Below are 21,920 nucleotides of genomic sequence, written 5' to 3'. Positions count from 1 at the left end.
AGCAGCTCAGCTGCTCAACTGTGTCAGAATCTGCGGGTCTTTGATCTTCGTATCATCAGCCAGCAGCACGACCTTGGAGAGTACCTCCGCTGTACGCGGGTCCTCGTCCAGGAACGGCAGGAACAGCCGGCCCCGATGCTGCGAATGCACCGGAATAATGGACAGGGCACCCGCAGCCTGCTTGTACGCCTGGCCGCTGCCCAGATGCACAGCGTACTCGCCCAGTGTACCGTCTATACGCGCATAATTGCCGTCCAGCCGGACGTTCTCAATCTTCAGCAGCCGCAGCGACTCGCTGACGATCACCCGGCGCATCTCGACTGTCGTCAGGCTGGCCTCCGGATCGACGCCGCCGACATGAGCTACGCTGACGACAAGATCCACATCCCGCATAACCTCCGAGAACAGTACAGGCGGCACCTGATCCAGCGGCACGCCCTTGTAGGTCTTCCGGTCGAAGAACTGCACAGTTTCCAGCGTCGGCGCTTCAGTGTCCGCCGGCGAGAACCAGTCCGCCATGGCATAGAGCCGGACAATCAGGTTCTCGGCATAGAACACCTTCTGCAGCCCTTCCTCATAGCTGACCGTCCACTGCCGCCCCTTCAGGAGGGCGACCGTCTTGCTCGGCTGCACCTGATGGCCCGCATAACGGCGGGACAGCACGCCATGGGACAGCTCATCCTCATTTGGCAGATACAGCTCGCGGAAGACCTGCTTGAACGGCTGGCGGAGCTGACGGTCGAACAGATCCTTCTGATACAGGCTCCAATGTCCGCTGCGGTAAAGATCCAGCGGATGGGCAATCCGCAGCGCCGCATCCCCGCTCAGGGCCGTGGATTCGCCTGCAGGATTGACCAGCGCTCCCTGATCCGCATCGTAATACCCCAGCGCATCGCCGCTCATCAGCACCAGCTTGCTAATCAGCGGTGCCAGCACCGGATTCCGGCTCAGCCCGGCAACCTCTGCCGGTGTGAAGCTGCTGCCGGACTCCATCGACCGCTCCAGCTCGGCCCGGGCGCGCCGGAATTGTCCGGTTAGCTCACTCTTGGCCTCCTTCAACGCCTCGATCCACTCATGCTTCTTGAAGCGTGCAGGCACCGACTTCAGCGCCTTTCCCTTGCTGGTGACTACATAATCGCTTTGCCCTTCTTCATTGATACTAAGCGAGACGAAGGTCTCTTCGTCCAGCTCATAAGGCTCGAAGTACGCAGCATAATCGTCCAGCTTGCGCGCCTCCATATCCCAGATCAGACGGGTGACATCGGCATATCCGGCATTGCGAGCCAGGTTGCCCAGGGCAATCTGTGCAGCCTGGCCTTCGCTGGCACGGCGCTGTGCGCCGAATTTCTTACTCTCGGCCAGGAAGCGCTGGATGAATTCATACCGCTCGCGGATATCCTTCTCCCGGTCTGCATTCAGCGGAATCAGACTGTAGCTGAGCAGATGATCCTTGCCCCGCTTCTGCTCTACAGACTGCTTCATCTCTTCCAGGTTCAGCTTGCCGAGCGTGGCGTCGGCGAACAGCTGGGAACGGCGGTGGTTCGCACCGGCGGAGATGTATTTGGCACAGTCATAGAGCAGCTCGAACCGCTCTTGTCCAAGCTCCTTGTAGGCGGACTGGAACCAGTTCACATCGAAGGCACCGTCATTGAACTCCTGCGGCGTGATCGGCGAATAATGCGCCACCACCGTCTCTTTTTCGGCCGAGAAGCTCTCGTTAATATGGGCATGGAAGTACCAGGCGGCACTGCGCAGCCCTTCCCAGCCGAGGTATTCGGCAATAATCTCGATCCACTGCGGGGCGTACATGGCGGCCTCCAGCAGCTTTTGATCAGAGAGCTTGTATTCCTGCAGCAAGGTCTTCAGCCGCTCCGCATTGTCGCCCTCGCGCGGATAACATACCTTAAGGAGATGGCTGAAGGATTCCTTCTTCGTAATATTGTTGCCGTAGCCGTACACATATCCGCGTATGAAGGTATCCTTGTTGAGCCCGGACAGGATGCGGATACAGTACTCCAGGCCCTCGATCCGCTGCAGCCCCATCGTCATGCCGGTCACCTCGGTCGGCAGGTCGCCGCGCCCCAGCTCAATGGCCAACAGACGGTCAATGATCCGTGTACGCAGTGCAACCATCTGTGGACTGTTCTCAATCCAGTCGTACCGGCGTGAACTGATCCAGCTCATATGGTTGCGTGCATCCGTACTCAGCAGCAGTTCCTTAAGCAGCGTCTCTTCGCCGATGATTCCATCGTTGAAGGCCTGGACATAGTGCTTCAGCCCGATGATGCTGGACCGTTCTCCGTCCCCGCTGATTCCCTCGAACCTGTAGCAGGTACGGAACATCTCCTTGAACTCTTCTGGTCCGTTCCATAGCTTCTGCACCATATCGATCCACGGATCTGCCAGCACAGACAGGAAAGGCCAGTCCACAGCAAGCTTCTCCTCCGGGAACGCGGCCAGCAGCGCATTCACCGCACCATCGGCAAGACGGAAGCCCTCAGGGCTCTTATGGTCCGCGCGGAATGCATCCAGCAGCGACTCTACCTGCCATCTGTACTTCAGCTTGTCCACCAGCTTCATCACAGCCTGGGCCTGCTCCAGCGGATAGACCTCTCCCGCGAACTCCTTACGCCAGCCGGACAGCAGCTTCTGCTTGCTTAGTTCCTTATCATCGATCCCTACGGTATCGTAGCCGTCATAGTTCTCCAGGGTCTCATCCAGCTCCTCCAGGCTGATATAGAAGTTCAGCTCTATCAGATCCCGGGCGCTCCAGCCGCTCTTATCCCAATATTCAGCCCATACCTCATGCAGCGGGTACTGCTCAAGGGCGGATTTGACGGTCTCCTCATCGTTAATTAAGTACCCCTGCAGCGGTCTGAGGTTGGTCCCGATCAGCAGCGTATCCTTGTATCCGCTGTAGTATTCGACCTCATACTCCACATCGCGGTGCTTGTGGATCGTGTTGTCCAGTCCCTTAAGGAACGTATTGATCTGCTCCAAGGACAGCTTGAACACCTGATCCCAGGCGAATCCGTCAAGCACCGGCCCCTGCGTCAGCCACTTCTCGGACTGCTTGGGATCGAACAAGCCGAAGCCGTTCGCCTTCGTGTACTCGTTCTTCCGGCTCAGCCTGGCGATCAGCTCACGCTCCTGGTCAGACGGCTTCACCAGTTCATCCGCCAGCGGCCGCACCGCTTCAAACAGCGCCTGCCGCTCTTCATCCTCGAACAGCACCGTCATAATCTCCAGTCCCGCCTGCCGCTGCAGGGCATTCTTGCCCTGCACCAGTCTGCGGACGGAGTCCTTCAGCGCTTCATCCGGCTGATTCAGCAGCATCCGGGTCACGCTCTGCCGCAGCGTACCCGTCTTGAGCTTCAGCAGCCCTTCGGCCATCAGCAGCTCATCCTCTGCCAGCGTCAGCTCCTGCGCCAGGTCCAACGCCAGCTCCCGGTTCTTTATGCTCTTGTCAGAGAGGCTGACGAAGATGAATTCGCGCTGTACGGTATCCTCCGTATGCTGCACGAAGTAATTCAGCAGCTCCCCCCGTATGTCCGTGCTGAGCTTGTCCTTCAGCGCCAGCAATTCATTGACCCAGGCCGGGTCCATATCATAGGAGATCAGATAGAGCATCTTCTGGACCGGCAGATCACGGGTGTAGCTGACCTGCAGGAAATCCAGCACCTTGGAGGTACCGGTCAGCTCCCGGCTGTCCGGGTTCAGGAAGATGTGCTTCAGCAGACCGAAGTCGCGCTGCCGCTCGCTTTTATCCTCAAGCTGCGGGCTGGTTACGACCTCGATCTTCGGCCCATTATCCTTCGGCCCTCTCCACATCCGGTTATAATCATAATTATAGTTCGTCAGAATCCAGTACAGCAGCTCCGGCTCTTGCTCGCTCAGATACTTCCGGGCGCTGCTCAGGCGCACCTCCCGGTTCTGGCTGCCCGAGAGTACATACTGGGCTACGATTTTCTGGTAGGACTGGCCCTGTTCCATCAGGATATCCACCTTGCCAATCAGCTCATTCTCCTCATAGACTGCCGTCGCCCACAAGCTCAGGTAGACATGGTTGGCGTTCTCGCTGGTCAGCCATTCCCCGCGCAGCGCTTCATCTGTCAACACCTGATAGGCACCTTCAACCAGTTGCTTTGCCACCCGCTGGTTCTGCGCTTCCAGGCCCATCCCTGTCCATACGCCCAAGGCACGCACCACCGAGCTGTAGCGCACGAGATCATTGTCCAGAATCACCTTCAGCATATACAGGTTGTTCGCTATCGTTCCCTCATCCATCGTCTCCATAATGGACTGCCGCAGTCCCTCCTGCAGCCGGGCAGCGAGCAGCAGCTCGCCAATCATCTGAACAGCGGCCTGGTTATGGCTGAGGAATGCACCTTTTATCATATTGCGGCTGAGCATTGCCCCCTGGTTGTCCCCGTACACCGCATCCTTAAGCAGCTCCTCCATTCCGCTGCCGCTACGGTCCAGCTCATAGGCTATTACATCGGGAACGGCAATATCCACACGGTAGGATGTACTGTAATCCTTTTCATGATTCCCCTGCAGATACTCCGGCAGCGAGAATTCAATCAGCTCCATATAGATGAGAGCATTGATTTTGCGGAGGATCTGCATCCGGTGCGCCTGAACCTCCCTGGTCCGGAACGGCCGGCGCATATACCCTATGGAATAAGGGTACTCCACTGCATGATTAACTATGTACCTTGTAAGCTCAACAGTATGTGCGCTGTACAGCTGCTGCATGACCCCAATCAGTGGCCCCCAGTATCCGGTAAAATCAGCCTGAGCCGCCGCAGCGCGATCATCCATGATAACAAGGAAGCGGTCCAGCGAATCTTCCCCTTCATGAAGGTAGCGGTTCTTGCTGAACTCCGCGAGCAGGCCTGCCAATTCCGCGCCTTCCCCCTTCAGCCCCTTGGCTTTGTTCTCAACATCCGCGTACCACTGAGTCTCCCACTCTTCATTTCCGATCTTCATCCTGTCATCTCCCTCACCATAATCTTCCGGCCAGCATCGTGAACCGGATCAGCGTCAGCTCATTACCCTCTTCAATCTCCAGTGGTTCATCCAGCGCGGCGCATTCCTCTTCCTGTACGAACACCTTGTACAATCCGTCTTCGTAAGCAAGCAGTGCCGCAGCCGTAGCCTGCTCTATTTCAGGCTTCGTCTCACCGTACACCGTGCCGAACCCGACCTTGCCGTTATCGCCCTGCTCCGCAATTTCAGTTGCAGTCAAGTAGGGGATCAGTTCCCCCCGCTCCTGCCGCTCCAGCATAGCCTGCACCTGCCCGGCCACAATCTCCGTGATCAGCGCGCGAAGCGTTTGCGGACGGTCAGCAAGCAGCAGCTCCTTGCGCTCAAGCACCGGCCTGCGTTTGCCCAGGCTTTTGACGGTTACATACAGCTTCATGGCCTTCCCTCCTTACCTCAATAGATCCATTCGACAGATTATCTAGTTCATTACCCAATTTTGCAGAAATCAACCCGTTCCCCCGGACGAAAATTCAAATTTGTGCGGATACAGGGCATCCGGTATCTGTACAGCTCTTTTTTTGCTAAAATAGAAGGGTCGGCGCATTTCCGTGCAATCTTGGCGCCAGTCACTGAAACGGAGGCATTACCTGTGGATTATATTATTCTGGACATCGAATTCAACGGCCGCAAATTTGCCAGCGAGCATCCTATGGAGGTCATTGAGATCGGAGCGGTCCGGTTAGACGCTTCTTTGCAGGTTAAGGATGAATTCTCAGCCTTGATCAAGCCCATATACTTCTCCACCCTGAATTCATTCATCAAGAAAAAAACCGGCATCCCCCAGGAGGATATCGACGTCGCCAGCCGGTTCCCGAAGGTGATTACTGCCTTCAGAGCGTGGCTCGACCAGAGTGCTGACGGCGTGCTGCTCTTAACCTGGGGCGGCGAGGATATGAAACGGATTATCCAGGATGTGCGGATGCACAAGATGGATGATGCCTACTGGATGGAGGCCACCTACTTCGATCTGCTCAAGGGCGTCCTGCGCGCCCGCGGCCTCAGTAACGACATCAGCGTCGAAGGGGCTATGGCCCTCCTCGGCCTGGAGCCTTCCGGCTCCGCCCACCGCGCGCTGGACGATGCCAAGATGACGGCGGAGATCTTCCGCGCAGTCTTCAGCGAGCTGGACTTTGCGCGGTCGCAGCATTATGTCGATACCTTCTCGAACGCCAGGGAGCGTAAGACGGTTAAGATCGCTATCAAAGCGATGACTGCCCAGAAAATCGTCCCCACCTGGGAACTGGTCGCCGAGCATTACTTCCCTGCGGAGGATGCCCTGGCGGACCCCCGGAAGCTGGCAGAGCTTAAGGCGTATTTCGCCGCCCAGCTTGGCAAGAAATAACCCCATACCCGCTCGCAACAGCGGCAATCTCCCAAGGCATAGCCGGGGCGGTTGCCGCTGTTTGCTTTTCCAGTCGCTTTTTTCAGTCGCCCCGGTTACCCGCCCCGCAGTCTGGTTATTCTACCAAATAAGAGTTGACCTTGCCGTTACGTCAAAGTGTACAGTTAGATCTGTAAGCGGCCGCTTACCCGGCGGGAACGCCTTGAACCCGTTCTCTGCTGTATACGCCAAGATAGATTGGAGGCAGATTAGACCATGGAATATACGGTGCAAAAGCTGGGGACACTTGCGGGGATCAGTGCACGGACCCTGCGGTATTACGATGAATTCGGCATTCTGAAGCCGGCCAGAATCAGCTCCTCAGGATACCGGATCTACGGCCAGGCCGAAGTAGACCTGCTGCAGCAGATTCTGTTCTATCGGGAGCTGGGCCTCGGCCTTACGGCGATAAGAGATATTATCCATTCGCCCTCCTTCGACGGCGCCCGCGCCCTGCGTGAGCACCATGACCAGCTGCTTCAGCGGAGACAGCAGCTGGACCGGCTCATCGCGAACGTCGAGCAGACCATTGCACACACAGAAGGGAGAACTACAATGAGTAATCAGGAGAAATTCGCCGGCTTCAAGCAGAAGCTGATCGCAGATAACGAAGAGAAATACGGGCAGGAGATCCGGGAGAAATACGGCGCGGAAGCTGTGGAGCAGTCGAACCGCAAGCTGAGCCATATGACGGAGGAGCAGTACGCTGCCCTTCAACAGCTTGAGGCTGACATGTTCGCGTCCCTGGAGCAGGCGATGGAGGATGGCGATTCGGCCAGCGAGCTGGCGCAGAAGGCCGCTGACCTGCACCGTCAGTGGCTAAGCTTCTACTGGGATACGTACACCAAGGAAGCCCATGCCGGTGTGGCCCAGATGTATGTGGAGGATGAGCGATTCACCGCTTATTACGACCAGCGCTGCCCGGGCATGGCCGCGTTCCTGCGGGATGCTGTCCACGTGTATACGGGAGCGAGCCAGCAGACGTAATCGTTTGGCATAGCAAAGAGGCAGCTGGATTAACGGCTGCCTCTCTTTTATCCTGCTGGAACGCTCTTCTGGCTCAATCATCATCCTCGTCGGAATCGGTATCGGTGTATACAACCTTGGCAGAATACGCATCGACACCTACTTCTGTCTTGACCTGCCCGTTCCTGATTTCAACCTCATAGACAGCGCCCCCGTGATCCCGGTCCAGATCAATCTCGGTGACCGTCCCCTTCACAGCAGCTTGAGCCACCTCAGCCGCCTTGCCTGCGGTAATCAGCTTCCCGCCTGAGGCCGGAGCTGCCTTATGAGAGTCATCATCGTCTGCATCCTTGCGCACGCTGATCACTTTTCCCGAATATGCATCTACCCGGACATCTATCTCCTGCTTGGTCTGCTGAATTTCGATATCGTAAAACGTGCCGCTGGCCTTCTTCTCCAGATCGATGCTCTCCACCTGTCCCGGAGCTGCCTTCAAGGCAATCTGCTCAGCTCGGCTTACACTGATCAACGTTTGACTCTGGCTCTTCACGGATGCAGCTGCTTCTGCCGTACTCCCCTTCAGCTCCCCTATACCATAAGCGCCGCCGAGAATAAGTGCTGCCGCCGTGATACTGCTCCATATCTTTGTCTTCAATGTTAACGCCTCCTAAGTTCATTCTTCGCTGCTTCATGTAGTAACTATAACGCTACAATCTGAGAGAACAGCGGGAGCAACATTAGAATTCGCTGAGAAAACAAATAAACAGAACACTAGGAATCCTCTCCATCCGGCTCTTCCCAGGTCACAGACATAATATGGCCCGAGATTGCGTTGACCTGGACTACGGCCTCCCGTCCGTCTGAAGTATGAATCTCCACCAGATAATAAGCGCCCGCCGCATCGATTCCCGTATCCACATCATCCAGCTCCCCCGGTACCTCAAGCAGAGCCAGCCTGACAGCCTCTGCTTCGGAGACTACGCTCTGCGCCGCCGGAGAAGGTACTGGTGACGGGGTAACGGCAGCTCCGCCAGATGGAGCTGGAGTAGCGGCAGGCGTAGGCAGCACCGCCGGTTCGTCCGTGCGCTTCAGCAGCACGATGGAGAGAATCTCGCCGGTAACTCCGTCCAGCTTCAGCTCATACCGTCCCTGCTCCGTCTGAAGCTCTGCCACATAAGCTCCTGCTTGCAGCTTCAGATTGTCTACCTTGCCGGGATATTCGCTCAGCACAGCCATCGTAGCCTGATCTCTGGATAACAGCGGCTCCGAATCCTTCCTGAACATCCAGAAGGCACCCCAAGCCAGCAGCAGCAAGACAACCATACCTATGACTGCCTTGTACATCTTGCTCTTGTTCGTTGGTTTCTGCTTCATTGTCCACCTCCCCTGCGGTCCGCAGCCATGCGGATTGTCACCGAGGTTCCCAGACCTACCGTACTATCTATGGACAGCTCTGCTCCAATCGCCCCCGCGATCTCTGCGGCAAGCGACAGTCCCAGGCCTGCCCCTCCGTTCTCACGGGTTCTCGCCTCATCCACTCTATAAAAACGGTCGAATATCTTCGGCAGCTCCTCCGGCGCAATTCCAATGCCGCGGTCGGTAATCACAATCATCCGTTCCTGCCCGGAAGCCTCAATACGCACAGTTATCTGCTCATCGCTGTATTTGCGGGCATTGTCCAGGAAGATGAACAGCAGCTGCCGGAGCTTCGCTTCATCGCTGTAGCCCTCCGCCGGCCCCTTGACCTGAACTACGACCTCTCTCCCGTAAGCATTATGAAAAGCCTTCGCCGAAGAACGGGCCAGCTCCTCCAGATCCATCAGCTTCAGCTCCAGCTCCCACTGCTCCGGGTGCTTCGCCAGCAGCAGCAGCTGCTCCGTCATTTCCTTCATCCGCACAGCTTCGGAATGAATGGCCTCAACCGATTCCTCGAACAGCTCCGGGTGCTCCCGCCCTCTGCGCTTCAGCAGACTGGCATAACTCTCAATCACCGTCAGCGGTGTGCGCAGCTCATGAGAGGCATCCGACACAAATTTCTCCTGCTTCACATAATTACTCTCCAAGAGGCCTATCATTTCGTTGAAGGTATGCCCCATCTCCACCAGCTCATCCTTCGAGTGTGCTTCCAGCGGAAGCCTGCGGAATTTCCCGCTGCGCTGAATCTCCCGCATGGTCGCCGTCATTTGGACGATGGGCCGCATAATCAAGCCCGACAACAGGCGGCTGGAGAGCAGCAGCGGAAGCAGCGCAGCAAGCGTAGCCCCGGCCAGGACCATCCGCAGCACCCGCAACGTATCCATCGTGCTTTCCAGGCTTTTGGTCATCTGGAGATTCAGGACGTTCCCGTCTGTCCAGATGACCGGAACGCTCACGAACGCATACAAGCGTCCGTCCACCCGGACCCGCTCCACCTGCTTCGCGGAATAGTAGACCGGCTTCATCCGGCTGATCTCCTGCCCGGAGGCTGAGGTAACCGGTGCCGGTCCGCTTCCGTCTGCACTAAGCAGCCGCAGCATTCCCTCCACCGGTACATAAGCCCGGAGCAGCTCCGGTGCCGTTACCCCGTCTCCCGCTTTTCTCATCGCGTCAGCGATTCTGGCCGTCTCGGCAGTTGCCTGCCCAAGCTGGCTGTCTAATGACATCCGGCTGAACACGGCGTAAATGAACAGATTCATGAGGATAAGCAGCACGGCGAACAGCACGCTGGAATACAGATGAATGGTGCTCCGCAGCTTCATGGGGTATCCTTCAGCACATAACCAACGCCCCGCACGGTATGAATCAATTCAGGCTCGTGGTCCAGCGTAATTTTTTTGCGGACATAGCGGACATAGACATCCACAATATTCGTATCGCCGTAATAATCGTACCCCCAGACGGCAGCCATGATCTGTTCCCTGTTCAGCACCTGGCGCTTATTCTTCAGCAGGTAGACCAGCAGGTCGAACTCCCGGGGAGTCAGCTCGATGCTCCGGCCTGCCCGCTTCACCTCCCGCGTAGCCTCGTTCAGCTCCAGATCAGCTGCCAGCAGCAGGTTGACGGCTTCGTCTCTCCTCCGCCCCGAGGCCAGCCGCAGCGCAGCACGGACACGCGCCAGCAGCTCCTCAATTTGAAACGGCTTCGTAATATAATCATTGGCCCCAAGGTCCAGGCCCGACACTTTATCCTCTACCGAGCTTTTGGCTGTAAGCAGCAGAACCGGCGTATCGGGATCTCCCGACCGGATTCGCCGCAGCAGCTCTATACCGCTGAATCCAGGCAGCATCACATCCAGCAATAACAAATCGGGCTGCTGCTCCTGGTACATCTCCAGTCCCTGATGGCCGCTTCCGGCAATGGACACACGGTATCCCTCGCATTCCAGCTCAATCTGCAGCAGACGGGCAATTCTCACCTCATCCTCCACAACCAGGATCAATTCTGTCATCGGCGCTCCGCCCCTTCTACTTGGTTGCCTCCATTGTAGGGCATGGAGAGCTACAGTTTCAAACTCCGTCCGCCACTTGCAATACTCTCCATGTATGCAAAAGGGTGCTTCCACCGTTTCACCGGCCGGAAGCACCCCTCTATCCCCATTCCTGCTGCGCCTGAACCGGCAGCCGCTACAAGCTGCGGTGCAGCAGCGTAAGCACACCGCGCAGCTCGGCAACTGCCACCTGCCCCGGTGCCGAAGGCTTATGCGCCGCACCGAAGGTCAGCGCCGAGCCGAAGATCTCCCCGGCCAACCGGCTAATCACGCCTTCCCCGGCCATCGACATCGTAATGATCGGACGGTCCGCATACTGCTCCTGCATCCGGTTCGTCGCCGCCAGCAGGGTCAGCACATCGGCTGGACCTTGCGGCATTACGGCAATCTTCGGCAGATCGCCGCCCAGCTCCTGCGCCCGGCGCAGCCGGGAGACAATCTCCTCCTCGGACGGCGTCCCGTCGAAGTCATGATTCGAGAGAATCACGAACACCGCCTGCCCATGCGCTGCGGCAATCAGCTTGCGGACCTCCGCCTCCTCCTGGAACAGCTCCACATCCACAATATCCACCAGCCCGCTCTCTACCGCTGCCTGGATCAGCCGGAAGTAATAGGCTGAGGAGATCTCCTTCTCCCCGCCCTCCCTGGCGCTGCGGAAGGTGAAGATCAGCGGAATCTCCGGCAGCAGGCGCTGAATGTCCTCCAGCACCTGGGTCACGGCATTAATATCTTCCACCTCCGTGAAGAAATCACTGCGCCACTCCACCACATCCGGCGCCAGTGCGATTAGCGCCTCAGCTTCTGCACGCAGCTCCGTCCGCGTCGTTCCGACCAGCGGAACACAGATTTTGGGCATCCCTTCTCCGAGGGTTATATTCTTAACAGTTACTGTACCGCTCAAACGTGTCAGCTCCTTAGCGGACCCGGAGTCTCAGAGCTTCCTCTGACGCTCCCCGCTTAATTTGTCTATAAGCATCTGCTTCCTCTATCACACACCGAATCTACTGGCCACTACAGGTCTTACGGCTCCGCATCAGCAGCTGAACTCAGGAACTGCTCTACCTCTTCCAGTCTGGGCAGAGAAGCAATCGCCCCCGTCTTGCCAACCGCCAGCGCACCGACAGCATTGGCGAAGCGGACCGCTTCGTCCAGCGTCCTGCCGCAGGTCAGCTGCCAGGCCAGCGCCCCGTTGAAGGAATCTCCGGCTGCTACTGTATCTACCGCCTGCACCGGGAACCCCTGGATATGCCGGCTTCCGGCAGCATCCACGACTAACGCCCCCTTGGAGCCCAGCGTTACAATGACGTGCCGGACCCCTTTTGACAGCATCATCCGGGCCGCACGCTCTGCATCCTCCACACTCTCCACAGAGATTCCGGCCAGAATCCCCGCCTCTGTCTCATTCGGAGTCAGGTAGGTCACATGGTGCAGCAGCTCATCGCTCAGCGGCTGGGCCGGAGCCGGATTAAGAATCACCGGAATCCCGTGCCGGGACGCCATCGCTGCCGCAGCCTCGCACATCGCCAGATCCGTCTCCAATTGCATCACTACGATCCCGGCCCCGCTAATCACTGTCTCAAGCGCTTCAATATCCTCCGGTTTCATCTCCACATTCGCACCAGGCACTACGATGATCCGGTTCTCCCCGGACCCGTCCACCACAATGGAAGCAACCCCTGTAGCCTGGGATTCACTCTGTGAGATATACGCAGTATGCACCCGCTCCTGCTCCATAATCTCCAGCAGCCCGCTGCCAAAGGCGTCCTTCCCCACTCTGCCGATCATCGTCACATCCGCGCCCAGTCTGGCCGCCGCAACGGCCTGATTCGCCCCTTTTCCGCCTGGAGACAGAGCAAATCCCTGACCGAACAGGGTCTCCCCGGCCTCCGGCGCACGCTCTGCCCGCACGACCATATCCATATTCAGACTTCCAATTACGACTATACTCAATCCTTTACACCACCACTTGGTTTATTGTTTGATTTAGGGTTTAGCTTATGATTTAGATGAACCTTGTACATTTATTCTCCCCTTATCTTATGGCCTTCCGGCAGGTTAATCAAATTTTATTTATCGGCTCCGCAGGCGGCCAGCCGTCACCGAAACTTCGCTGTGCTTTTTAAGGATAATTATGCTAGAATGATGGTGCAATCGCTTCCAGATCCTGCCTTGCCTTATTGAGCAAACGTTTGCATCTTAGATACAGCCTGCAGCAATTCTTATTCGCATTACCATCTAAATCGCATTTAGGAGGCTTATCAAGTGAGCGACAACCACTTACCGTCAGTAGCTTATTTCAGCATGGAGTACGGACTGCATTCCGACTTCAAAATGTACGCCGGAGGCCTGGGCATCTTGGCCGGAGATTACATCAAGGGCGCGCAGGATATCGGGGCACCCATTATCCCCATCGGACTCAAATGGAAGCAGGGCTACACGGATCAGAAGATTGATGCGGACGGCAACCCCTACGACTCTTACCACAATTATGTGTACGACTTCCTGGAAGATACGGGCGTCAAGGTCACGGTAAAAGTCAGAAAGACCGATGTCGTCTGCAAAGTGTGGAGAACCGACCGGTTCGGCAACCGTCCGCTCTATTTGCTCGACACCGATATCCCGGAGAACAGCGATGCCTGGATTACCGGCCAGCTCTACGGCTGGTTCGGGGAAGAGCGGATTGCCCAGGAGATTGTTCTGGGCATCGGCGGCGTCAAGGCCATGCGCGCCCTGGGCATTAAGATCGATGTCTATCATTTCAACGAAGGGCATGCGGCGCTTGCTGCGATTGAACTGATCAGGGAGAAGATGTCCGGCGGCAGTACCTTTGAAGAAGCCTGGAAGGCTACACGGGAAGAGGTTGTGTTCACTACACATACACCGATTAAGGAAGGCAACGAGACCCATCCGCTGGACCGGCTGGAATACATGGGGGCCTTTAATGGCTTAACCCGGGCGCAGATGGAGCGGATTGGCGGAGAACCCTTCAACATGACCGTTGCCGGCCTGCGGCTGTCGCGGATCTCGAATGCGGTTGCCCAGCTTCATGCCGAGACCGCGAACACCATGTGGAAGGAAGTCGCCGGCCGGTCTGCCATCATCGGCATCACCAATGCGATTCACACCCCTACCTGGGTAGATGAGCGGATGACCCGCGCTTTTGAAGAGGGCGGCGACCTGTGGGCCGTGCACAAGGAGATCAAGCAGGAGCTGATCGGCTTCATCGAGGAACGCTCCGGCATCGCCCTGAATGCCGACCAGCTGCTGATCGGGTTCTCCCGGCGCGCCGCTCCCTACAAGCGCAGTGACCTGATTTTCTCCCAGCCGGACATTATAGAGCCGTACCTGGAGAGCGGCAAGATCCAGATTGTCTTCTCCGGCAAGGCGCACCCGCTGGACGACAACGGCAAGCGGATCGTCAGCAACCTTGTAGCTATGATGCGCAAATATCCGAAGAGCGTAGTCTTCCTGGAGAACTACGATATGACCATCGGAGCCCAACTGACCCGCGGCTCTGACATCTGGCTGAACAATCCGCGCAGACCGCTCGAAGCCAGCGGAACCTCCGGGATGAAGGCCGCCATGAACGGCGTCCTGAACTGCTCCATCCTGGACGGCTGGTGGCCGGAGGCCTGCATCGACGGCGAGAACGGCTGGCAGATCGGCGACGGCTTCGAGACCACCGACTTTGCGGTGCTTGACCAGCATGACAGCGATGCACTGTACGAGACCCTGCTGAACCGCGTCCTCCCGGTCTTCTATGAGGATCAGGCCAAGTGGGTGCAGATGATGCACCGCAGCATCGAGACCACCCGCATCGAATTCGCCACCAAGCGCATGCTGGATGAATACTATAACCGGATGTATATCACAAGCTAACTCGTATTAGTTTGGTATCATCAGCTAACTTGCAGTAGTTCTTGCTCCCGTCAACTTCGTCTCCTTACTGCTCCGCATTTGTTCACGAATGCCTCCTCCTGTCCGCTGCTGCGGGCGGGAGTTTTTTGTTGCATTAGTATCATCAACCATCCTTCTTCTACATAAGCTTAATTATAATAATTATAAAAAAGGATTGATTTTATTTAAATTATTGCTATTATAGAACTTATACTTAATCTAAAATCAAATCCTATACGAGGTGATTGTGTTCATGACCACAAACAATAACAACAAGCTAACGACTAGCTGGGGCGCCCCCGTAGGCGACAACCAGAATTCAATGACCGCCGGTGCCCGCGGCCCCGTGCTACTGCAGGACGTCCACTTACTGGAAAAGCTGGCCCACTTCAACCGTGAGCGTGTTCCCGAGCGGGTCGTTCATGCCAAAGGTGCCGGTGCCCATGGTTATTTTGAAGTCACCAATGATCTCTCCCAATATACGAAGGCTGCCTTCTTGTCCGGAGTCGGCAAACGCACCCCGATGTTCATCCGTTTCTCTACCGTAGCCGGGGAACTGGGTTCATCCGATACCGTGCGTGATCCGCGCGGCTTTGCTGTGAAATTCTACACCGAGGAAGGTAACTATGACCTGGTCGGCAATAACACACCTGTCTTTTTCATCCGTGACGCCATTAAATTCCCGGACTTTATCCATACCCAGAAGCGTCATCCGCAGACCCATCTGAAGAACCCAAATGCGGTCTGGGACTTCTGGTCCCTCTCCCCCGAGTCTCTGCACCAGGTGATGATTCTGATGTCTGACCGCGGCATTCCGGCTACTCTCCGCCATATGCATGGCTTCGGCAGCCATACGTTCAAGTGGGTGAATGCCGAAGGCGCAGCCGTCTGGGTGAAATACCACTTCAAGACAGAGCAGGGCGTCAAGAATCTCGATGTTAAACTGGCAGCACAGCTAGCCGGGGAGAACCCAGATTATCATACAGCCGATTTGTTCAACGCCATTGATTCCGGGGACTTCCCGGCCTGGAGGCTGCATGTGCAGATTATGCCTGTGGAGGATGCCGACACCTACCGCTTCGATCCGTTTGATGTAACCAAGGTGTGGTCACAGAAGGATTATCCGCTGATTGAGGTTGGCCGCATGGTGCTGGACCGCAATCCTGAGAATTACTTCGCCGAAGTGGAGCAGGCCACCTTTTCCCCCGGCTCATTCGTTCCAGGCATAGAGGCTTCTCCGGATAAAATGCTTCAGGGCCGCCTGTTCGCATACGGGGATGCCCACCGCTACCGGGTAGGTGCGAACCATAACCACCTGCCGATTAACCGGCCGGTCGCCGAGGTCAACAATAATCAGCGCGACGGCGCGATGAATGCTACGAATAACGGGGGAGGCTCCGTCTATTACGAGCCCAACAGCTCCGGCGGGGCAACCGAGTCAGCGCAGCATAAAGCGGCTGCTTTTGAAGTCTCCGGCCAGGCGGACAGCGTGTCTTATGACCATGACGACCACTACACCCAGCCGGGTGACCTGTACCGTCTGCTCAGCGAAGAGGAGCGGGCCCGGCTCGTAAGCAATATTGTAGGTGCCATGACTCCAGTAGAGTCTGAGGAGATCAAGCTCCGCCAGATTGGCCACTTCTACAAAGCCGATCCGGAGTTTGGCCGGCGAATTGCAGAAGGACTGGGATTAGCAGTAACAGAGTAACCCCTATCCACAGCAAAAAAGGGATAAGCATCGTCGCTTACCCCTTTTTTGCATGATATGCAGCTTATATTTCCAGATTCATGAGACAGAGAGATAATAGACTAGTGGCCTGCTCCGTGATTGTTAATAGAAATATTGCCGGAGGATGCGGATAAGTGACCGCCTGCGCTTGCCGTTGTAACCACTACGCTTGCGCTAATCAACAATACGGCTGTTAATAACGAGATCGCCTTTTTCATCTTTTAAAAACTCCCTCTCTAAGATATTTTTCATTATATTTTGATAAGATTCTTGTTGTTCTGCGGTCGCATGGCTTCGGATATGTTCATAAAACGACACGATCTTCCTAAAGCCTGTCCCGTCATAAAGTTTACTACTTATTACCAAAATATAGAGAGTCAAATTAATTGCATCATGAATTTTCTCCCTTTTATACAAATAAATTGCACTAAGATGCATGTAGTCTATGTAGTATCGGATATCTTCCTGTTTCTCTCTGCAGCTTAGTTCCTGTAGCGGCTCATTGAATTCATCCAGTACCCAGTCGATAGAAAAGTTGTACTTAATGGCAGATTCCAGCACAGTAATCAGGCAGGCAAGCAGCTCTTCCTGGTCCCCTGTGCGAATGAATTCAACATAATCAGGGAGAACTTCTACCTTCCCTTCCAGCAGATCAATGACGAAGGTGTTGGCTATCGCAATGTTCCTGTAGTATTCCACTTCTGCGGCAGCTTCCTGATCCTCATCCGTGATCCAGCTCAAATCCGAATACAAGCCTATACACTTTCTTGATTCAGCGAGGTTACCGAGCTTTTGATAGGCAATCCCCTTCATGCACGCACTGTAACCGAGATAATACACTATATTTTTTTTCAAATAATACTTCTTTGCACCCTGTTGATGGGAGCCGTAGGTTAGAACTGCAAGTTCAAAGAGCTTGTCTGAAATCTCGAGAATTGCCGCCCAGTTCTCCCATGAGAACGAGACCTTAAGCATATCTGTCAAAGAGTCTTCATTCATCCCATCCAGTTCCAGCAATTTCTATCTCGCCTCCTATCATTCCATTATATTCCAATAATAACCTGCTTCACCGCTCCGGTCAATTCATTCCAGACATATATATCGCTAAAAACCTCTTTATTCTCCAGTTGAGCTATTCAATCTAACCTTTTCGACATTTTTATTCCATATTATGTAATATTGTAGTCTGCGGCTACTGCTGATACACATCCAGCCACTGCTCCAGCCGCTCCTTCAAGCGCTCCCTGGCCGACACCGGCTCCAGAATCTCCGCATTCGGGCCATACTGTAGAATCCACTTGATGAACTCCTTCTCATTATTAACCGTGACTTCAAAGAGCAGCGTTCCATCGCCTTCTTCGCTCATCCGCGGCTGTACGAACAGCTCCTCTTCCTTAATGTAACGTGCCACCTCCGGATCGAACCGTACCTTGAACGTGACATTCCGGGTCCCCCGGTTGATCGACCAAGTATTTTTCAGATACTGCTTAATATTGAAATTCCCTTTATCAAAAGTGGACGCCGTCATCTCCACCTGCTCAAACCGGCTGATCCGGAACGTGCGGATTGCGCCTTTCAGATGGCAATAGCCAATGAGATAAAAGCGCTGATCCCGCGGAATCAGATAATACGGGTCAATCTCCCGCGCTGTAGTGACATTGCTTGATTGCGAGTGGTACACCGTGCGGATACTGCGCTGCTCCAGGATTGCTCCAATAAGCGGCTGCAGGAAGTTCCTGCTCTCCTTGCGGTAGGCCGGGGTACCCATTTGAATAATATCCGCGATATTCTCCAGCAGGCCATTTTGCCGCGATTTCTCCTTCTGATGAGTACCCATCACCTTGTCATACGCAGAATGAAACCCCGGTGGAATTCTATCCTGGTTCAGCACCGAAGGCAGCAAAGAGAACGCCAGCGACTCCTGCTCCGAGAAATCCAGCGGATACAAAAAGAATTTCCCCATGAACCGGTAGCCCGTACCTCTTCCTTCATTCGTAACCGGTGCAAAGTGGCTGATCACCTCAAGATCCCTGTAGATCGTTCTAATATTCACCTCGCACCTAAAGGCCAAATCTGCTGCGGTAATCCCCGGGTTCGACTGAATGGCGTTAATGATTCTAAAAATCCGTATTACTTTGTCTGTCATAACAAATGCTCCTCAGCTTCCAAGTAAGTGTTGCCTATGATCCAATAGTCCAATAGCTATACTATATCAGTTCTATAGAAACATAACGCCCTTCAATACTATTGCAATCCCGGCCCTTACAACAAAATCCCCCAGCGGGTAAACGATATTGGCACCTCTATACCACGCTTACAGGGAGCACACTTTTCTCCATCAACCTGCCTTCTCACCATCTCTCTGCCTTTTGGCGGCCGCTTAACAGCTACAGCCCTTTGCGCTCTGGCACATTGATACCTCTGAATTCGATTGTGTTCGGTTTTTCGTATAGCATCCGTCCCATATAGCTCCTCAGCAGCGAATGTATTCGGTTGGTCGCACACATCCGCCTCCATATAACTCTTCAGCAGCGAATGTATTCGGTTGGTCACACACATCTGCCCCCATATAACTCTTCAGCAGCGAATGTATTCGGTTGGTCACACACATCCGCCCCCATATAACTCTTCAGCAGCGAATGTATTCGGTTGGTCACACGCGTTCTGAAGTATTTTTCCTTTCATGGTGGCACTCCTGTCCCTGCCTCTTGTCAATTCTAAGCGTTCTCTCTCACCGCCCGCTTGATCGGAGCCGAATTGTTGCACATCTTACAGGATTTCTCTAGAAATGTTACGGGCTACGGTACATTGTTGCATCATTTGCAGGAATTCCGGTGTTTAGTACAAATTAGCGCTGGCAATGTTGTATTTCATGCAGGATTTCTGAATCCGGCGCTTCTATTGAGCAGTATTCCTGCACTTCTTGCAGGATTTCTCTAAATGTTACGGCCTGCGGAGCGTAGAGCCCATTTCTCATTGGAGCAGCATCAATTGTATTCGGATTTCCGCACACATTTCCTAAATAAAGGACAAGACAAAATCATCCTAACGGATGAATAAAATTACCTTTGCGCGAACACAATGTATGCTGTTTTCCACATATATTTGATCCATATGCCTACTTACGAGTACAATGTATACTGTTTTCCACATATATTTGATCCATATGCCTGCTTACGAGCACAATGTATACTGTTTTCCACATACATTTGGTCCGTGTGCCCGCTTGCGGGCGCCATGTATACTGTTTTCCACATACATTTGGTCCGTGTGCCTGCTTGCGGGCGCAATGTATGCTGTTTTCCACATACATTTGGTCCGTGTGCCTGCTTGCGGGCGCACCGAATGTATGCTGTTTTTCACATACATTCAGGCCGTATGCCGCTATGCCTGCCCATTGTATTCAGTTTAAGCATACCTTTAGCCTTCAGTCACATTCAGCATCGAAGTCATTCTACGAATCCTTCCAAGAACTCTCATCTACAAATTTACACACACCTTTTCCACAGCAGCAGGAAACTATAGTTTCCTAATACAACAAAAAAGTCCGTCTTCCCCATAGGGCTGACGGACACAGATGATACAAATATAAGCGGGTGATGGGAATCGAACCCACGCTATCAGCTTGGAAGGCTGAAGTTCTACCATTGAACTACACCCGCATAGGTGAAATGAAATATCGGGATGACACGATTTGAACATGCGACCCCCTGGTCCCAAACCAGGTGCTCTACCAAGCTGAGCTACATCCCGTTAATAAAAATGGCGCGCCCTGAGAGATACGGATGCTACGCATCCGATTGCGAAGTTGTGCTATCGAAGCTTATGCTCCAACGAACTCGTTCGAATCTGAAGGACACTTTGTTAATTCAATGAAGTAGTAATGGCGCGCCCTGAGAGATTCGAACTCCCGGCCTTTTGATTCGTAGTCAAACGCTCTATCCAGCTGAGCTAAGGGCGCAAAATCTATATGGAGCGGACGACGGGAATCGAACCCGCGACCCTCGCCTTGGCAAGGCGATGCTCTACCGCTGAGCCACGTCCGCAAAAACATGGTGCGCGTGAAGGGACTTGAACCCCCACGTCGTGAAACGCCAGATCCTAAGTCTGGTGCGTCTGCCATTCCGCCACACGCGCACACGTTACAAGAAAATGGTGAGCCATGAAGGACTCGAACCTTCGACACCCTGATTAAAAGTCAGGTGCTCTACCAACTGAGCTAATGGCTCTCATAAGAGAAACAATCCGAAAAAGATGGCTGGGGATATAGGAATCGAACCTATGAATGACGGAGTCAAAGTCCGTTGCCTTACCGCTTGGCTAATCCCCAATATTATAATTAGCAAAGTACTACGGAATCGGATGGATACTCTATACTTCGAGATATAGGATGCTCAATCCCTTAAGTCTTAATACCATTTAAAATGGCGGAACCGACGGGATTCGAACCCGCGATCTCCTGCGTGACAGGCAGGCATGTTAGGCCAACTACACCACGGTTCCAGATTTAGCGTTTGGGGCCCCCCGGAAAGTATTCGGAATATGCTATAGAGCACATCTTCACTTTGTGGGGAACAATTGCGGGGGCAGGATTTGAACCTGCGGCCTTCGGGTTATGAGCCCGACGAGCTACCGGGCTGCTCCACCCCGCGTCATTGTACAAAATCTATTCGGTTAAGATAGATGGTGGAGGCTGAGGGGTTCGAACCCCCGACCCTCTGCTTGTAAGGCAGATGCTCTCCCAGCTGAGCTAAGCCTCCATATATGACTCGTATGGGATACTCTTCACTCCGTTACGAGATTGCGAAGTATTCCTTACGATGCCTAAGCTTCAACGAACCCAGGGAATTCTCATCCCATCATTCAAAGAAAATAGTGGTGACTCGTATGGGATTCGAACCCATGTTACCTCCGTGAAAGGGAGGTGTCTTAACCCCTTGACCAACGAGCCATGCTGTATGAAAAGTATTGCTACGGAGAGAGGGATACTCTTCACTTCGTTACGAGATTGCGATGTAGTGCTAACGAAGCTTATGCTCCAACGAACCACGGAGGGTTCTCATCCCTTTGCAGGGAGGTAACGCTACGGAGAGAGAGGGATTCGAACCCTCGAGACGCTTGTGGCGCCTACACGATTTCCAATCGTGCTCCTTCGGCCAAACTCGGACACCTCTCCATATGGCTCCCCGAACAGGACTCGAACCTGTGACAACTCGATTAACAGTCGAGTGCTCTACCAACTGAGCTATCAGGGAATATGTAACCAATTAGGGCAAAAAAAATACCACAGTGTGTGTGGATGGTCCGCTTGGCGGCGTCCTACTCTCCCAGGACCCTTCGGTCCAAGTACCATCGGCGCTGGAGGGCTTAACGGTCGTGTTCGGGATGGGTACGTGTGGAACCCCTCCGCTATCGCCACCAAACGGGCATTT

At 54.4% G+C, this 21,920-nt stretch carries 14 protein-coding genes, 13 tRNA genes and 1 rRNA gene; 4 read left to right on the top strand and 24 right to left on the bottom strand.

Annotation, left to right across the window (positions count from 1 at the left end):
• Positions 1-6: 6 nt before the first annotated feature.
• Positions 7-4,986 (bottom strand): DUF4132 domain-containing protein, encoded by a 4,980-nt coding sequence (locus tag NST04_RS26865; RefSeq protein ID WP_445667971.1) that lies wholly within the window; start codon positions 4,984-4,986, stop codon positions 7-9.
• A 19-nt stretch (positions 4,987-5,005) separates the two neighbouring features.
• On the bottom strand, positions 5,006-5,425 hold the full coding sequence (locus tag NST04_RS26860) for a hypothetical protein (RefSeq protein WP_341186994.1): 420 nt from the start codon (positions 5,423-5,425) through the stop codon (positions 5,006-5,008).
• Positions 5,426-5,638: 213 nt separating this feature from the next.
• On the opposite strand from NST04_RS26860, the gene NST04_RS26855 reads away from it, so the two are divergent.
• Together NST04_RS26855 and NST04_RS26850 are read left to right on the top strand one after the other, a co-directional pair.
• Positions 5,639-6,391 carry a 3'-5' exonuclease gene (locus NST04_RS26855; RefSeq protein ID WP_341186993.1) on the top strand — a complete coding sequence of 251 codons (753 nt, stop codon included), beginning with the start codon at positions 5,639-5,641 and terminating at the stop codon, positions 6,389-6,391.
• A gap of 255 nt (positions 6,392-6,646) precedes the next feature.
• Positions 6,647-7,417, top strand: coding sequence for a MerR family transcriptional regulator (locus tag NST04_RS26850; RefSeq protein ID WP_341186992.1), 771 nt, complete (start codon positions 6,647-6,649; stop codon positions 7,415-7,417).
• Between the two features lie 73 nt (positions 7,418-7,490).
• On the opposite strand, the gene NST04_RS26845 is transcribed toward NST04_RS26850, so the two are convergent.
• The 6 genes from NST04_RS26845 to rbsK form a co-directional block, all read right to left on the bottom strand.
• A complete protein-coding gene (locus NST04_RS26845; protein ID WP_341186991.1) occupies positions 7,491-8,051 on the bottom strand; it encodes a PepSY domain-containing protein in 561 nt (186 codons plus the stop codon).
• A gap of 116 nt (positions 8,052-8,167) precedes the next feature.
• A complete protein-coding gene (locus NST04_RS26840; protein ID WP_341186990.1) occupies positions 8,168-8,770 on the bottom strand; it encodes a PepSY domain-containing protein in 603 nt (200 codons plus the stop codon).
• Positions 8,767-10,134, bottom strand: coding sequence for a sensor histidine kinase (locus NST04_RS26835; RefSeq protein WP_341186989.1), 1,368 nt, complete (start codon positions 10,132-10,134; stop codon positions 8,767-8,769). Before NST04_RS26835 ends, NST04_RS26840 begins: the two co-directional genes overlap by 4 nt.
• Positions 10,131-10,823, bottom strand: coding sequence for a response regulator transcription factor (locus tag NST04_RS26830; protein ID WP_341186988.1), 693 nt, complete (start codon positions 10,821-10,823; stop codon positions 10,131-10,133). Before NST04_RS26830 ends, NST04_RS26835 begins: the two co-directional genes overlap by 4 nt.
• Positions 10,824-10,998: 175 nt before the next feature.
• The gene (gene aroD, locus NST04_RS26825; RefSeq protein WP_341186987.1) at positions 10,999-11,763 is read right to left on the bottom strand and encodes a type I 3-dehydroquinate dehydratase; all 765 of its coding nucleotides are present in this window, start codon (positions 11,761-11,763) and stop codon (positions 10,999-11,001) included.
• 119 nt (positions 11,764-11,882) lie between these two features.
• Positions 11,883-12,812: a ribokinase gene (gene rbsK / locus NST04_RS26820; RefSeq protein WP_341186986.1), complete on the bottom strand. Its 930-nt coding sequence runs from the start codon at positions 12,810-12,812 to the stop codon at positions 11,883-11,885.
• A 312-nt stretch (positions 12,813-13,124) separates the two neighbouring features.
• Between rbsK and glgP the strand changes: the two genes are divergently transcribed.
• Entirely contained in the window at positions 13,125-14,741 is a 1,617-nt protein-coding gene (gene glgP / locus NST04_RS26815; RefSeq protein ID WP_341186985.1) for an alpha-glucan family phosphorylase, read from the top strand.
• A gap of 271 nt (positions 14,742-15,012) precedes the next feature.
• Positions 15,013-16,467 carry a catalase KatA gene (gene katA / locus NST04_RS26810; protein WP_341186984.1) on the top strand — a complete coding sequence of 485 codons (1,455 nt, stop codon included), beginning with the start codon at positions 15,013-15,015 and terminating at the stop codon, positions 16,465-16,467.
• Between the two features lie 195 nt (positions 16,468-16,662).
• On the opposite strand, the gene NST04_RS26805 is transcribed toward katA, so the two are convergent.
• The 16 genes from NST04_RS26805 to rrf all read right to left on the bottom strand — a co-directional run bounded on the left by NST04_RS26805 (position 16,663) and on the right by rrf (position 21,911).
• Positions 16,663-17,505: a DNA-binding protein gene (locus tag NST04_RS26805; protein WP_341186983.1), complete on the bottom strand. Its 843-nt coding sequence runs from the start codon at positions 17,503-17,505 to the stop codon at positions 16,663-16,665.
• 175 nt (positions 17,506-17,680) lie between these two features.
• Positions 17,681-18,634, bottom strand: coding sequence for a helix-turn-helix transcriptional regulator (locus tag NST04_RS26800; RefSeq protein WP_341186982.1), 954 nt, complete (start codon positions 18,632-18,634; stop codon positions 17,681-17,683).
• A gap of 1,445 nt (positions 18,635-20,079) precedes the next feature.
• Positions 20,080-20,150: transfer RNA gene (locus NST04_RS26795), tRNA-Gly, on the bottom strand.
• Between the two features lie 17 nt (positions 20,151-20,167).
• Positions 20,168-20,241 (bottom strand) — tRNA-Pro (locus NST04_RS26790).
• A gap of 131 nt (positions 20,242-20,372) precedes the next feature.
• Positions 20,373-20,449 (bottom strand) — tRNA-Arg (locus tag NST04_RS26785).
• Between the two features lie 10 nt (positions 20,450-20,459).
• Positions 20,460-20,534 (bottom strand) — tRNA-Gly (locus NST04_RS26780).
• A 7-nt stretch (positions 20,535-20,541) separates the two neighbouring features.
• Positions 20,542-20,625 (bottom strand) — tRNA-Leu (locus NST04_RS26775).
• Positions 20,626-20,641: 16 nt separating this feature from the next.
• Positions 20,642-20,717: transfer RNA gene (locus NST04_RS26770), tRNA-Lys, on the bottom strand.
• Between the two features lie 26 nt (positions 20,718-20,743).
• Positions 20,744-20,818, bottom strand: a tRNA-Gln gene (locus NST04_RS26765).
• Positions 20,819-20,913: 95 nt separating this feature from the next.
• Positions 20,914-20,991 (bottom strand) — tRNA-Asp (locus NST04_RS26760).
• Positions 20,992-21,066: 75 nt separating this feature from the next.
• Positions 21,067-21,140, bottom strand: a tRNA-Met gene (locus NST04_RS26755).
• Positions 21,141-21,172: 32 nt separating this feature from the next.
• Positions 21,173-21,248 (bottom strand) — tRNA-Val (locus NST04_RS26750).
• A 116-nt stretch (positions 21,249-21,364) separates the two neighbouring features.
• Positions 21,365-21,439: transfer RNA gene (locus NST04_RS26745), tRNA-Glu, on the bottom strand.
• Positions 21,440-21,574: 135 nt separating this feature from the next.
• Positions 21,575-21,664: transfer RNA gene (locus tag NST04_RS26740), tRNA-Ser, on the bottom strand.
• A gap of 3 nt (positions 21,665-21,667) precedes the next feature.
• Positions 21,668-21,743: transfer RNA gene (locus NST04_RS26735), tRNA-Asn, on the bottom strand.
• Positions 21,744-21,794: 51 nt separating this feature from the next.
• A 5S ribosomal RNA gene (gene rrf, locus NST04_RS26730) occupies positions 21,795-21,911 on the bottom strand.
• Between the last annotated feature and the right edge of the window lie 9 nt (positions 21,912-21,920).

Origin of the sequence: Paenibacillus sp. FSL H7-0756, from assembly GCF_038006765.1 — a bacterium.
Taxonomy (GTDB): Bacteria; Bacillota; Bacilli; order Paenibacillales; family Paenibacillaceae; genus Paenibacillus_AQ.
This window is presented reverse-complemented; position numbering and strand designations above follow the sequence as displayed.

Coding starts and splice junctions, on each gene's coding strand:
- NST04_RS26840 (WP_341186990.1), bottom strand. CDS start 8,770: ATGAAGCAGAAACCAACGAACAAGAGCAAGATGTACAAGGCAGTCATA.
- katA (WP_341186984.1), top strand. CDS start 15,013: ATGACCACAAACAATAACAACAAGCTAACGACTAGCTGGGGCGCCCCC.
- NST04_RS26860 (WP_341186994.1), bottom strand. CDS start 5,425: ATGAAGCTGTATGTAACCGTCAAAAGCCTGGGCAAACGCAGGCCGGTG.
- NST04_RS26830 (WP_341186988.1), bottom strand. CDS start 10,823: ATGACAGAATTGATCCTGGTTGTGGAGGATGAGGTGAGAATTGCCCGT.
- NST04_RS26800 (WP_341186982.1), bottom strand. CDS start 18,634: ATGACAGACAAAGTAATACGGATTTTTAGAATCATTAACGCCATTCAG.
- NST04_RS26835 (WP_341186989.1), bottom strand. CDS start 10,134: ATGAAGCTGCGGAGCACCATTCATCTGTATTCCAGCGTGCTGTTCGCC.
- NST04_RS26850 (WP_341186992.1), top strand. CDS start 6,647: ATGGAATATACGGTGCAAAAGCTGGGGACACTTGCGGGGATCAGTGCA.